Source organism: Pseudomonas sp. P4_C3, from assembly GCF_056402075.1.
Genome location: NZ_JBFUIC010000027.1, coordinates 23,895 through 37,098, shown reverse-complemented (window position 1 = coordinate 37,098; position 13,204 = coordinate 23,895). Strand labels below are relative to the sequence as shown.

Annotated in this window: 13 protein-coding genes and 2 pseudogenes; 8 read left to right on the top strand and 7 right to left on the bottom strand. The window is 60.7% G+C overall.

Annotated elements, in window-relative coordinates:
• The 4 genes from AC1DVH_RS07810 to AC1DVH_RS07795 form a co-directional block, all read left to right on the top strand.
• The coding region (locus AC1DVH_RS07810; RefSeq protein ID WP_477753307.1) for an NAD(P)/FAD-dependent oxidoreductase at positions 1 to 1,053 on the top strand (1,053 nt) is incomplete at its 5' end.
• 27 nt (positions 1,054 to 1,080) lie between these two features.
• Positions 1,081 to 1,461, top strand: a complete 381-nt coding sequence (locus AC1DVH_RS07805) for a RidA family protein (RefSeq protein ID WP_477753306.1) — start codon at positions 1,081 to 1,083, stop codon at positions 1,459 to 1,461.
• A 96-nt stretch (positions 1,462 to 1,557) separates the two neighbouring features.
• A complete protein-coding gene (locus tag AC1DVH_RS07800; protein ID WP_477753305.1) occupies positions 1,558 to 2,613 on the top strand; it encodes a YkvI family membrane protein in 1,056 nt (351 codons plus the stop codon).
• Between the two features lie 275 nt (positions 2,614 to 2,888).
• On the top strand, positions 2,889 to 3,314 hold the full coding sequence (locus AC1DVH_RS07795; protein WP_477753304.1) for a GNAT family N-acetyltransferase: 426 nt from the start codon (positions 2,889 to 2,891) through the stop codon (positions 3,312 to 3,314).
• Between the two features lie 292 nt (positions 3,315 to 3,606).
• On the opposite strand, the pseudogene AC1DVH_RS07790 reads toward AC1DVH_RS07795, so the two are convergent.
• Positions 3,607 to 3,690 (bottom strand): annotated as a pseudogene (locus AC1DVH_RS07790) (polar amino acid ABC transporter ATP-binding protein); the annotation flags it as partial.
• A gap of 4 nt (positions 3,691 to 3,694) precedes the next feature.
• Here AC1DVH_RS07790 and AC1DVH_RS07785 point away from each other — a divergent pair.
• Both AC1DVH_RS07785 and AC1DVH_RS07780 read left to right on the top strand, forming a co-directional pair.
• Positions 3,695 to 3,919, top strand: a pseudogene (locus AC1DVH_RS07785) (Lrp/AsnC ligand binding domain-containing protein); the annotation flags it as partial.
• A gap of 216 nt (positions 3,920 to 4,135) precedes the next feature.
• Positions 4,136 to 4,408, top strand: coding sequence for a DUF2790 domain-containing protein (locus AC1DVH_RS07780; RefSeq protein WP_477753303.1), 273 nt, complete (start codon positions 4,136 to 4,138; stop codon positions 4,406 to 4,408).
• Between the two features lie 56 nt (positions 4,409 to 4,464).
• On the opposite strand, the gene AC1DVH_RS07775 is transcribed toward AC1DVH_RS07780, so the two are convergent.
• The 5 genes from AC1DVH_RS07775 to AC1DVH_RS07755 form a co-directional block, all read right to left on the bottom strand.
• On the bottom strand, positions 4,465 to 5,397 hold the full coding sequence (locus AC1DVH_RS07775) for a LysR family transcriptional regulator (RefSeq protein WP_477753302.1): 933 nt from the start codon (positions 5,395 to 5,397) through the stop codon (positions 4,465 to 4,467).
• Between the two features lie 64 nt (positions 5,398 to 5,461).
• Positions 5,462 to 6,412 (bottom strand): aldo/keto reductase, encoded by a 951-nt coding sequence (locus AC1DVH_RS07770; RefSeq protein WP_477753301.1) that lies wholly within the window; start codon positions 6,410 to 6,412, stop codon positions 5,462 to 5,464.
• Positions 6,413 to 6,435: 23 nt separating this feature from the next.
• Positions 6,436 to 7,914, bottom strand: a complete 1,479-nt coding sequence (locus AC1DVH_RS07765) for an efflux transporter outer membrane subunit (RefSeq protein WP_477753300.1) — start codon at positions 7,912 to 7,914, stop codon at positions 6,436 to 6,438.
• 19 nt (positions 7,915 to 7,933) lie between these two features.
• Positions 7,934 to 9,430 carry a DHA2 family efflux MFS transporter permease subunit gene (locus AC1DVH_RS07760; RefSeq protein ID WP_477753299.1) on the bottom strand — a complete coding sequence of 499 codons (1,497 nt, stop codon included), beginning with the start codon at positions 9,428 to 9,430 and terminating at the stop codon, positions 7,934 to 7,936.
• Positions 9,430 to 10,566 (bottom strand): HlyD family secretion protein, encoded by a 1,137-nt coding sequence (locus AC1DVH_RS07755; RefSeq protein ID WP_477753298.1) that lies wholly within the window; start codon positions 10,564 to 10,566, stop codon positions 9,430 to 9,432. Before AC1DVH_RS07755 ends, AC1DVH_RS07760 begins: the two co-directional genes overlap by 1 nt.
• A 260-nt stretch (positions 10,567 to 10,826) precedes the next feature.
• On the opposite strand from AC1DVH_RS07755, the gene AC1DVH_RS07750 reads away from it, so the two are divergent.
• Both AC1DVH_RS07750 and mug read left to right on the top strand, forming a co-directional pair.
• Positions 10,827 to 11,453 (top strand): TetR/AcrR family transcriptional regulator, encoded by a 627-nt coding sequence (locus AC1DVH_RS07750; RefSeq protein ID WP_477753297.1) that lies wholly within the window; start codon positions 10,827 to 10,829, stop codon positions 11,451 to 11,453.
• Positions 11,446 to 11,967, top strand: a complete 522-nt coding sequence (gene mug, locus AC1DVH_RS07745; RefSeq protein ID WP_477753296.1) for a G/U mismatch-specific DNA glycosylase — start codon at positions 11,446 to 11,448, stop codon at positions 11,965 to 11,967. The genes AC1DVH_RS07750 and mug overlap by 8 nt, the downstream gene beginning before the upstream one ends.
• A 144-nt stretch (positions 11,968 to 12,111) precedes the next feature.
• On the opposite strand, the gene AC1DVH_RS07740 is transcribed toward mug, so the two are convergent.
• The gene (locus AC1DVH_RS07740) at positions 12,112 to 13,194 is read right to left on the bottom strand and encodes a sterol desaturase family protein (protein WP_477753295.1); all 1,083 of its coding nucleotides are present in this window, start codon (positions 13,192 to 13,194) and stop codon (positions 12,112 to 12,114) included.
• Positions 13,195 to 13,204: the final 10 nt, after the last annotated feature.

Sequence of the window (13,204 nt, the reverse complement as noted above, 5' to 3'; positions counted from 1 at the left end):
GCCAGCGTTGTGGTGCTCGAGCGTGAGAGCCAGCCGGGCTATCACGCCACCGGACGCTCCGCCGCGATGTTCATGGAAAGCTATGGCACACCGCAGATCCAGGCATTGACCCGCGCCAGCCGGGACTTCTATGAGCAACCGCCCACTGACTTCACCGAACATGCACTGCTGGAGCCTCGCGGCTGTCTGTACATCGCCGGCGAGGGGCAACAATCCCTGCTGCAACAAACCTTCGATGCCGGGCAGGCACAGGCTGGCAATGTTTCATTGATTGATACCGAGCAGGCCCTCGCGTTGGTGCCCTGCCTGCGCCCGGAAGCGATTGTCGGGGCGATGCTCGAAACCGACGCCCGCGACCTGGACGTCCACGCGTTGCACCAGGGTTTTTTACGGGCCATGCGCCGTGCCGGTGGCGTGCTGCAGTGCGATGCCCAACTGAGCGTCGCCACCCGCGAAGGTCGTCACTGGCACCTGACACTGGCCGACGGCCGCCAGTTGCGCGCACGCAACCTGGTGAATGCCGCGGGCGCCTGGGCCGACCAGGTGGCACAGCAGTGCGGCGTGCAGCCCATTGGGTTGCAGCCCTGCCGACGCAGCGCCTTTACCTTCGACGGCCCTGAAGGCATCGACTTCTCACGCTGGCCTGCGGTGATCGGCATCGACGAAAGCTTTTACTTCAAACCGGACGCCGGCCAACTGCTGGGTTCGCCGGCCAACGCCGATCCCGTCCCGCCACAGGACGTGATGCCCGAAGAGCTGGACATCGCCACCGGGATCTACCACATCGAAGCCGCCACCTCCTTGTCCATCCGCCGCCCACGCCACAGCTGGGCCGGCCTGCGCTCGTTCGTCGCCGACGGTGATCTGGTGGTTGGCTGGGACGATCACCGCGAAGGCTTCTTCTGGCTGGCGGCACAGGGCGGTTATGGCATTCAGTCCGCGGCTGGCGTATCGCAACTGGCCTGTGCCCAATTGCTCGATCAACCCCTACCCGAAGCACTGCGCCGCCAGGGCGTCGAGCCACAACGCCTGGCACTTGGTCGCTTGCGCTAATCAATCACCCCAATGAGGTTGCATACCATGTCTGACAATTTCCAGCGTTACCCCAGCCACCTGCCCTATCCGTTCTCCAAGGCCATTCGGGTCGGCGACTTTCTGTTCCTCTCGGGGCAAGTCCCGATGAACCCTCTGGGCGAAGTGGTGCTCGGTGATATCCGCGAGCAAACCGAGGCTGCCATGGCCCGCATCGGGGAGACCCTGGCCGAATGCGGCGTGGGTTTTGACCAGGTGGTGAAGGCCACAGTGTGGCTGACGGACATGCAACATTTCGCCGGTTTCAACGAGGTGTACAAGCGCCACTTCGAGAATGGTTACCCGGTGCGTTCCACGGTCGGCGGCGCCCAGTTGGCGCTGGGGGTCGACGTGGAAATCGAAGTCCAGGCCTGGGTCGGCGCCCGCTGATCCACCCCTGCCGTTTGCCAGTGCGATGCCCCGGGACGGCCATGAACAGTGGTCGTCCCCATAAGCCATAACAAAAACAATTCGAGGGAAATCGTCATGAAAGAAAGTCTGAAAATAGCCGGTGCATTTGTCGGTGTGATTGTCGGTGCAGGATTCGCCTCCGGCCGGGAGCTGCAGATGATGTTCGTGGATTTCGGCGTATGGGGACTGCTCGGGACGGTGGTCAGCGCCGCACTCTTCACCTTTCTCGGGATGGCATTGGCGGGCATGGGTAGCCGACTGCAGGCAAAGTCCCACAAGGACGTAGTCCATGCACTGTGCGGACGCTACCTGGGCACCTTTGTCGACCTGATGATCACCTTCTTCATGTTTGCGGTGACCGTGGTCATGTTGGCCGGCGGCGGCGCCTTGCTGGAACAACAGTTCGGCATTCCCGCCATGTTCGGCAGCGTGGCGGTGACCCTGATCGTGGTCGCCATCGTGTGCCTGGATGTGCAGAAAGTGATTGGCATGATTGGCGCCGTCACTCCGCTGTTGATCCTGACGGCGGTAGCGGTGGCCCTGTATGGCGTCGCCACCCGGGGCTTGAGTTTCGGTGAGCTAAATCAACTGGCCAGCCAGCAAGACGCTGGCGCGAGCCATTGGCTGCTGGGAGCGTTATTGTACGTGTCTTACAACATCGTGGCCGGGGTGCCGTTTCTGGCGATCATGGGCGGCGCTGCGAAATCCGAGAAGCAAGCCATCTGGGGTGGCATCTTCGGTGGCGCGTTGCTGGGGCTGCTGATGCTGGTGATGAGCCTGGGATTGCTGTCACGCCTGGACAGCGTGGCGGATTTGCCAATGCCCATGCTGTCCATCGCCACGGAGGTTTCGCCAGTCCTCGGTCTGCTGATGGCGGTGATCATTTTCCTGATGATCGTCAACACGGCCGTCGGTACCTTGTATTCCTTTTCGGCCCGGCTACTGCCGGCAGGCACTCGCAAATTCCGCGTCGGCTCAGCGGCCGCTGGCGCACTGGCTTTCGTCGGTAGCCTGGTCGGGTTTGTCAACCTGGTGGGCCAGGTCTATCCACTCTTTGGCTACCTGGGCTTTTTGCTGATTGGCGCAGTGGTCGTTGGCTGGTTACGCGTAGGACGCCTGGCCCAGGCTTAATCAGTCGATAGTGGCGTGCTGAGCAAAAAAACGATCAGTGCGACCATGACCATCAACGGAATCGGCAGGCCGTACGGGGCGATACTCATGCCAGCGGCTCAAATAGACTGTCAGCGTCCAGAGCAAACCGGTGCTGGCGTTGGCGGTCACAGTTYCAGCCCCATGTATGGCTGATCGATCAGAATCAGTGCCAGGTAGATCTGCAAACGGAGGACCGTTGCGCGGAGCACGCATTTGGCACAATGTTTTCTTCCTGACTCAATCGTTGAGGCCTCATGATCCGCGACTTTCGAAACGTTGACCTGGAGCCCGTATTGGACATTTGGCTACGAGCGTCAATCCAGGCGCATCACTTCATAGCCCCCGAATTCTGGCGTAGCCAGCTTGCTGCCATGCRTGAGGTCTACCTACCCGGCGCCATGTCCCGAGTGTTTGAGGCAGACGGGACGGTAGCAGGATTCTGCTCTGTGTATGGAGACACACTTGCGGCGCTATTCGTATCGCCTGAGCGTCAGGGGGACGGCATAGGTACGCAGCTTCTCGCGGACGTCATGGCATCCAAGTCAACTCTACAGCTGACTGTGTATTCGGCGAATGCGCCCAGTATCCATTTCTATGAGAACCAGGGCTTTGTAGTTCTCAATGAACAACTGGATGCGCACACTGGCCACCTTGAGAAGGTGATGCGCTGGGTCGCCTAATCTGACTAATGTAGCTACAGGCGAAAGGAAAATGACAGGTCGCGCTAGCTTCAGCGTAAGCGTCTGCCCAACTGACCTTGCGTCGTTAAGGGCCTGTGATTTTCGATGGGAAGTCGGACAAGGAGCAATCAACAGCTGGCGCAACCCCGGCGGGTACTCCGTACCATCCGCGATCTCAAACCGTAACGCCGATGAAGATCAGCAGCTCCAGAAGCGACTCAGTCCATTGCCCGCGTCGTAACTTCGACGTTTGATCGCGCCTGCCCCGGGCGTTCAGAAGCGAAAGCGCAACTTATCTATCGTGCAGATGTTTTTTCAAGAACGACCGGGTTCGTTCCTGGACAGGGTTTTGCAGGATCTCTTGCGGTGCCCCCTCATGCCTGAAACGCACACCCGCAATCAGCTTGCTGGACCTGCTTGCGCAAAACTCGCAGGTACGACGAGTCTCCTCGGTCAGTGGCCAGCTCGACCTGGTCATTGAGGTCGAATCGCGAACCATTGATGATCTGAACCGGGTCAGAGATGCAGTAGCCAGTCACGAATCCGTTGAAGACATCACCACCGCTGTCGTTCTGCGACGCGATATTGATCGGCAGAGTTCCTGATTTGCCTGGGGGAGAAGTCTTGAGACCGGCTCCCCGCCAAAGCCCCCTCGATTCATGAGCAATCCGGCAACAGTGTTTATCCCGCCGACCGATTTTTGCGCCCCCGCCAAACGCCTAATATCGGCTCTACCCAAGTGAGCAAACCCAGTCAGATGCAACCCGCTCACAAGGTTAAACATCCTTGCAGGACAACGCTTCAACCACGAGGTGAAGATCATGAAACTGTTGAACATCGCACTCTTTGTTGCCCTTGGCGCCGCCGGTGCCCAGGCCTTTGCAGAGGACAGCCACTCAACTGCCGCCACCAGCCAAACGCCGGTTGAAACCTACACATACGGCACCAGGCTCGATATCAAGCGCGTCATCGAAGTATCGGAAGTCGCCGATGAATGCGGACCGGTCCCGGCGCGCATGACCTATGAAGATTCCCGGGGTCAACGCCGCACCATTGAGTACCAAGTAATGGGCAGCGGTTGCTCGAACGGTTGAGCACTGTATGGACGATGGAGGGTCGACACTCCATGCGTACAGCGCCAACCACAACGCTATACAGATGCACCGACAATTTTTTCATCAGCCGCGAGCAAACCCGGAATGGAATGCTTCAGAAATTCCACCCAGGTTTTTATTTTTGCATCCACGAACTTGCGTGACGGGTAGATCGCAAACAGGTTCAGCTCTTCAAGCCGATACCCTGGMAGTACCCGCACCAAAGTCCCCGCCCGCAGGCCCTCGACGGCCGAAGCAATCGGTTGAATACCAATCCCCATCCCGTTCTTGATCGCGAAAGTCATGGCGTCGGCTGTGTTGACGTGAAAGGGCGACACCGGCGTGCTGAACGTTTCTATCCCAAGCGGGCCTTCAAACACCCAGTTCTCGGCTGGCATGACCGTGTTGACGATTCGCAGGCAATCATGGCCTTCCAGATCACCCGGCGATTCGGGCGTCCCGCGTTTTTTCAGGTAAGCCGGCGAGGCGCAGAGAATGCTGTAGGTGATACCCAGCCGCTGGGCGACAAACCCGGAATCGGGCAGGTCCCGCGCCAGTACAATCGACATGTCATAGCCTTCCTCCAGCAAATCCGGCAGCCGATTGGTCACGGTCAGGTCAAACAGAACCGAAGGATAGGTTTCTCGGTAGCGGGCAATGGCGCCGATCACGTAATGGTTGCCGATGGCCGACATGGCATGGATTTTCAGCCGGCCTGCGGGCATGACCTGAGCCGTACCCGCCTCTTCGTCGGCCTCGCGCATGTCCTGCAGAATCCGCTCGCAGCGCTGCAAATAGCGCACGCCGGCTTCGGTCAGAGCCAGGCGCCGGGTGGTGCGGTTGATCAGCCGTGTTTGCAGCCGGGCCTCCAGGCTGGAAACGGCTTTTGAAACGTTGGTCGTGGTGGTGTCCAACATCGCGGCCGCCGCGGTGAAGCTGCCGCTTTGGGCCACTGCCGCGAAACAACGCAGGGTCTGGAAAACATCCATCGTTTTCACCTCAAGGGATAGGCAAACAGGACGGCCCCGTGACGGACCGCCCTGGCGTCAGCAACTACTGCTTGCGCGGAATGAATCCGGGGATACCGGTTTCAACCACCGAGTTGAAGCGTATACGGGTTGTGATGTCTTGTTGAATCTCGATCATGGCCCTGAGCGGCAAGGTCGAGATATCGATGTTTTCCCGGATATGGCTCGGCGTTGCCGAGGTGGTCAGGAACGCTACCCCACGTTGTACCGACCAGGCCAGCGCCACCTGGGCCGGGGTTTTCTGCACACGCCGGGCGATGCCGGCAAGCACCGGGTCCTGCAGCACATTCGGTTCCATGCCATGCCCCAGTGGCGCAAACGCCAGCAGGATAATCCCGTGCGCCTTGCAGAACTCCAGCAACTCCCACTCCGGCAAATAAGGGTGGGACTCGACCTGCACCACGGCGGGTTTTATCCGGGCGTCGGCAACCAGCGCCTTCAGCGCCTGCAGCGTGATATCGGACACCCCGATGGACCTCACCCGCCCCTCATCCACCAGCCGCTCAAGCGCCCGCCACGTCTCGATCAACGTCACGCCGTCGTCGTAGATGACATTGCCCTGCTCATCCCTCGGGTCCTGGTTGTCGCCGGGTTGAAAGGCAAACGGCGTGTGGATCAGGTAGCAGTCGATGTAGTCCACTTGCAGGCGTCGGCAACTGGCTTCGAACGCGGGCTCGACGCGCTCGGGACGATGGTTGGTGTTCCACAGTTTGGTGGTGATGAACAGTTCCTCGCGCCGGACTTTGCCGGCCTCCTGCACTTCCTTCAATGCAACGCCAACCTGCGCTTCGTTGCGATAACGCTCGGCGCAATCGAAATGGCGGAAACCGGCGGCCAGCGCCTCCTTCACCGCTTCAGTCGTGGTGGCGAGATCACGGAACAAGGTCCCGAATCCAACCGCCGGCATCTCGACCGCACCATGGTTGAGCAGGAATCCGGTATCGCGCAGTCCGTCGTGAAAGGCTTCATAGGTCATGTCATTACTCCAGGCCGCAGCCATTATTGATACGAAGGTTTCTGCCCGTCGCCCGACGCAACGCGTTGCTCGAAGGCACCGACGGAGTTGCCGCCCAGCGCAACGAACAGTTGCACGGTGTCGAGGTACTGCGCGGTTTTCACGCGGATCTGTCCCAGCAGTGCCTGCTCATAGGCACGCTCCGCTTCCAGGACCTGGAGAATGCTGTTCTCGCCTTGCGCGAAGGCCTGCTGGTTCAACTGCAAACTGGTTTCGGCCGCGCGCAATGCGTCGGTCTGGGCCAGATGTTCCTCGGCGTCATGGTTGATCGCCTGCAAGGTGTCGGCGACCTGGCCGAACGAGGTAATGACCGTCTGTTGGTAACCGGCGAGTGTCGCTTTGTAGCCGTCGACGGCAGCTTGTTGTTCAGCCTTGAGCGTGCCGCCATCGAAAAGCGGTCCGGCCAACCCGGCAGCGAAACCCCAGAGTGCCGCGCCGCCATTGCCGGAAGCCGCCTGCGCCAGGGACGCGGACAGCGTGACGTGGGGATAGAGATTCGCCGTCGCCACGCCCACCGCTGCGCTGGCCATGTGCAGTTGCGCCTCGGCTTGCAGCACATCCGGCCGGTCGTGGGCCATTTCCGAAGGCAGGCTCACCGGCATGTTCGACGGCAGGGCAAACTCGCTCAAGTCGAAGTCGGGAGCGATCCAGTCCGCCGGCCCCTTCCCCGTCAGGATTGACAGCGCATGGCGTGCGGCATCGCGTTGCTGAGCAAGAGGCGGCAACAGCGTGCGGTCCTGGGCGAGACGGGTCTCGGCCAGCGATACATCGATCTGCGTGGTGCTGCCATTGAGGTGGGCCATGCGCACCAGCTCAAGGTTCCTTGCGTCATTGGCCAACAGCTTTTCCACGGCTTGTATCTGCGCGTTGGCGGAAGCCACCAGCAACGCCTGGCTGGCGACGTTGCCGGTCAACGTCAGGTACGCCGCTTCGAAGCGGTGTTTTTGCAGCTCGGTAAACGCCTGCTGCTGTTCGACCAATCGCTTGTTGCCACCAAATACATCGAGGTCGAACCCCACCCGCGGCCCAATCGCATAGAAATTGGAAATGGAGGGTTCCTTGGTGTTGTGCAGCCGTTGACGACCGGCCACGCCAGCGAAATCAACCTGCGGATACAGCGCACCCTGCGCCGCCGCCACAGAAGACGCGGCTTGCCGGATCGTGGCATCGGCGGCCACCAGATCGAGGTTGCCGTCGATTGCTCGACGAACCACATGGTCGAGTTTCTGCGAGCGAAAGGCAGTCCACCAGTCACCACTGACCTTCCTGCCGAGGTCGATGCGAGGGTTGCCACCCTGGGCCAGACGCTGCTCGGCCTGTGGGTCATAGTGCTGCGACGTACTCGCCGCCGGTGTTTGGTAGTCGGGGCCAACGGTGCAGGCCGTCAGGAATGCAAGCAGCGACAACGCCGCGAATTTCGTTTGCAGCAGATAGCGGTTGATGACCAGCGCATAAGATTTCATTTGGCAAACTCCACGAAAACTAATTGGCCGCAACGGGCTTGCGAAGCAACAACACCAGCGGGCTCACCACCAGCATCACCACCATCAGGATCTTGAACTGGTCGATCACGGCGATGAACGCGGCCTGGCCGGTGATCATTTCGTTGAGCCCGCCCAGCACCTGCAACGGCGCCGAGGCCAGCGAATGCGCAGCAGCGCGGTACGGCGTCAGGTTGCTGGCCAGCGCCATGTGCATCGCCTGGGTGTTGTTGAAGAAGAACAACTGCACGATCGCCACGCCCAGGGTGCTGCCGTAGACACGAGCCAGGTTGAACAGGCCTGTGCCTTCGGGGCGCAGCGTCGGGTCGAGCGTGCTGAACGCGACCTTGGTCACCGCCGGCATCAGGATGCCCAGGCCCACGCCCTGGATCGCACCGGCGACGGCCACGGGCCACTCGTCCATCAGCGGCGAATAGCCGAGCATCAGCCAGTTGGCATAAACCACCACCGCCACGCCTGCCGCCACGAAGGGACGACGGTCAAAGCGCTCGGGCAGCCGCCCCATCAGCAGAAAAGCGCCAACCAGGCCCATGCCACGGGGAATCGTCAAGGCGCCGGTAGTGTCCGGCGGATAGCCGAGAATCTCGTCCAGCATCGGTGAGGTCAGGGCCATGGTCGACAACAGCACGAAACCGAGGGCGAAAAAGATCACCGTCGACAACACAAAGTTGCGGTCCTTGAGCAGGCGCTTGTTGAGGAAATGCACATTCGAGGTCAGCACATGCACCACGAACAGATAGGCCCCCAACGCAGACGCCACGGCTTCAAGCCAGATCTCGGGCGAAGCGAACCAGTCCAGGCGCTCACCCCGGTCGAGCAACATTTGCAGACTGATCAGGCCGAGGGTGAAGGTGCCGAAACCGAAGAAATCGAACGCAGGAGGTTTCTCCGCCTTCTTCTCGGTCAGCAACAGCGCCGCCACCAGGAAGATAAACGCCGACAGTGGCACGCTGAGGTAGAACATCGGCCGCCAGCCAAAATGTTCGGCGATCCAGCCGCCGATACTCGGGCCGCTGACGATGCCGAACAGCACAATCGCCGTCCACTTCGCGCCAAACGTTGCACGCTTGTCCTGCGGCAAGGTTTCCATGGCAATCGCCATCGACAGCGGCGCCAGTACGCCACTGGCGATGCCTTGAATGATGCGCGCCCCCACGAACTCCAGCGGCGTCGCCGCCACCGTGGCGAGCAACAAGCCAAGGACGAACATCGCCAGCGCCGCCTGATACACGAGCTTCAAACCAAAGCGTCCGGCCAGCCATTGCGCGAGCGGCATGCTGATCGCACTCGCGGCCAGGTACGAAGTGAAAATCCAGCCCGCCTGATCGTCGCTCATCGACAGGCTGCCCTGAATCAACCTGAGTGCCGCGTTCGGCAGCGGCAGGTTCGCCGACTGCATGTAGGTCGCCAGCAAGGCGGCGAACCTGAGCGAGCGCGCCCCCTCCCCTCCGGGGTTTACCACCGATTGGGTGTTCATCAGAAGTTACCTGCGGTCAGCAATGCCTTGAGCGGGTGCCACCAGGGGCTTTGAAACTGGGTATTGATCCGCACCGTGGCGCTGGTCCCGGAGAACAGCGGCAGTGCCGGGTCGACTTCGTCGAGTTCAAGCCGTACCGGCACCCGCTGCGTCACCTTGACCCAGTTACCGGTCGCGTTTTCCGGCGGCAGCAGCGCGAAATCCGACCCGGCCCCCGGGCTCATGCTGGTGACGTGGGCCTTGAACACGCGATCCGGGTAGGTATCGATGCGGATGGTGGCTTCCTGCCCCGGGCGCATGTGGGTCACGTCGGTCTCGCGGAAGTTGGCCTCGACCCAGATCTCGTGACCGGACAGCAAGGCAAAGGCCGGCGCGCCGTTGTTCACATGGTTGCCCACCTGCAGGTCATCGACCTTGGCCACGATGCCATCCTGCGGCGCATACACCGTGGTGTACGAGAGGTACAACTGCGCCTCGTCGAGCTGCGCCCGGGCCTCGCGCACCGTCGGGTGACTGTCGGCATCGATGTCCGGATTGCCGTTCAAGGCAACCACGGTGCTGGCGATCTGTTGTTCGATGGACGCGATCCGTTGCCGCGCCACCTTCACGTCGGTGTCGGCACGTTCGTAAATCGACTTCGAAACGAACTCAGTCGCAACCAAGGCCTTCTTGCGGGCAAAATCCTTCTGGTCGAAGTCAGCCGACTCTTTCGCCGATTGCAGTTCAGCTTGTTGCTGGCGATAGCTGGCCTTGAGCCCGTCAATACGCAGCCGCGCCACGCCCAGTTGTGCTTGCGCGCGGTCGACGGCGATCTGGAACGGTTTCGGGTCGATCCGGAACAACACCTGGCCCTTGCGGACCTGCTGATTGTCCTCGACGGCGATCTCTACCACTTGTCCAGAGATCCGCGCATTGATCGATGCCTTCGCCACTCGGGCGTAAGCGTTGTCGGTCGAAACATACGCCTGCCCCGACACATGGTGGGCATAGCCCAGCGCCGCGAACAGGATAGGAACACCCACCATCAGCCAGGGGCGCAACCGCTGTTTCAGTGGTTTGTTGATACGCGAGTCAGCCGGGATTGGGCCTGGGTGCTCGAAGGTCTGCGAAGCCGGGATATCGAACGATTTGGTCATGATCGAGTTCACCTTTAGCCGGGTAATCGGGCCGGCATCGGCAACAAGCGCCAGCGGCCCGCAGGTCAATAAATGCTGTAAACAAACAAGCCCGTGCGCGGTCAGGAGGATCGCTCCCACCGCGTCGGTTTCGTCGCCGCAACACTCAGTTCGCGCTCGGCTACCACAAACCCTGGAACAAGGAATTTCTGATTCCTTAATTTTGTGCGATGGTGTAAGAATATCCCTCGACCCATCCTCCTACAAGGATTTTGTACGACATGGCACAAAATAAATCGACAGAGGGCAAAGCCCGCGGCCGCCCTCGCGCCTACGACCCGCAGACAGCGTTACAACAGGCGCTCGGTGTGTTCTGGAACACCGGCTATTCCGGCGCGTCGCTCGATAGCATCGCCACCGCCGCCGGCATGAATCGCCCCAGCCTCTATGCGGCATTCGGCGACAAGCACGCGCTCTATATCAAAGCGCTGGAGCAATATTGGGAGTTTGCCGCGGCGTCCATGCGCGAGGCGCTGACGGACCTGGAGCTGCCGTTGGCCGAGGCCTTGCAGCGTTTCTACGAGGGGCAGTTATCGATTTACTTCTCGGGAGACGGCCAGCCGCGCGGTTGCTTCGCCATCGGCACGGCAACCACCGAAGCCGTCGAAGACCCGGAAATTCGTGAAGTGCTGTCCGACCGCTTGAGCCGGCTGGATGCCGACCTGGAAGTTCGCCTGCAAGCGGCGAAAAATGCCGGCGAGTTGAAAGGCGATGCAGACCCGTCGGCTCTTGCCGTGCTCGCCTCGTCTCTGCTGCACAGTATTTCGATCCGTGCCCGGGCCGGTAAATCCCGAGCCGAACTGACGGCGCTGGCACGCCAGGCGATCAGAGTGATCTGCGGTGAGTGAAAAACTCGAAGATGTCCTCGCCGGACAGTTGGCCGTGATCTTCTGCGGCATCAACCCCGGAATGACGGCCGCCGCCCAGGGGCACCATTTTGCCGGGCGCGGCAATCGCTTCTGGCGCACGCTGCATCTCGCCGGGTTTACCCCGGAGCTTGTGCGACCGGAAGACGATCGGACGATCTTGAGCTATCGATGCGGATTGACCGCGGTGGTCGAACGGCCGACGGCCAGCGCGGATCAGTTGTCCGTGCATGAGTTCAGCGCTGCCGCAGCGGACTTCGAACAGAAAATCGCACGCCATGCGCCGCGTTTCGTGGCGTTTTTGGGCAAGGCAGCGTATGGCGCGCTGTCCGGTCAGCGCGACATTGCCTGGGGCCTTCAAGCGAAAACCTTCGGCCATGCCTCGGTCTGGGTTTTGCCCAACCCCAGCGGCAGAAATCGTGGGTTCAGCCTCGAGCAACTGGTGACGGCCTACCGCGAACTGCGCCTGGCCGTCGACGAACAGCAGCGGGTGTAATCACGTCGGTGGAATCGTCGCGAGCACACCGATCAGGATGGTCAACAGCAGAAAACCGCCGAGAAAAATCGTCATCTTGGCCATGCGGCCTCCCACACTATGAATTGGCGGTACAGGGGCGTCGTGCGCTGCCGTACCGGAGATTTATTGTGGGCTGGTGGCTGTATCCGTTACAGAGGCAGATTGCGCTGAAAAATACGGATCAGATCCGCTTTCAGGCCGTGCTTTCGCGCGTTTCCCAGAGAGGAGTTTGCGCGCAATGTCCACAAACGGCGTGACGATCAAACCGTGCAGCGTCAGGTAACGCTCGTGATCCTGCTCACCCGTGCCGAAGTGAATGGACTCGGGTCTGGACCGGGTGACGTAGAGCGTGCCGAACATCCAGTCCCACAGTGACAGATTGATGCCGAAGTTCTTGTTGAAGTGTCTCGGTGCATCGCTGTGATGAATCTGGTGTTGCGCCGGGCTGCTCAGCACCCGCTCAAACACCGGCCCGAAGGAAAACCAGACATGGCTGTGGCGCAGGTTGGCCGCCAGGCTATTGAAGATAAACACCATGTAGGTCACGCCAAACAGCGTATAGCGGCTGATCTCCCCGCCGCAGGCGTACCAGAAGACACCGGCAAAGGCGCCGACGCAGATGATGTCCGTGAGCTTTTCGACCACTTCTTCCAGAAAGTGCACCCGGCTGGCCGTCGCCGGCACCAGCACGGGCGCCGAATGATGGACTTTGTGGAACGCCCACAGGTACCGCGAATGAAAAGCGCGGTGGCCCCAGTAATGGCTGAAATCCTTGACCAGAAATACGCCCAGCCCATAAAGCAGGGTCAGCGCCAGGTGTTCCTCCACTTGCGTGCGCGCGCCCCACAGGTGGGTGAAGAACGCGATGTAGTCCGCTGAACGCAAGACATACGGATCGACCAGGCCGACGATGGGCAACACCAGGGCAACCTTGAGGATGGCGAGTACGAAGTAATAGCGGTAGTCGAGCAGCGCCGAGCGGTGCAGGTAAACCCGACGGCCGCCGATGAACTGGCCGAACGAACGTGCGTCGGTCAAGCCCCGGGATTTTCGCCAGCGGAACAGGCAATAAGCGGCGCCGTAAGACATGCAGAGAAAGGATAGACCGAGTCGACCGTTGACGTCGAAAATGCCCAGGAACTGCCGGGTGACCGGCTCGATCACCCACTGGAATAAATGAAAATGGATTGCGGCAAGAACATCCATACCAGGCTGC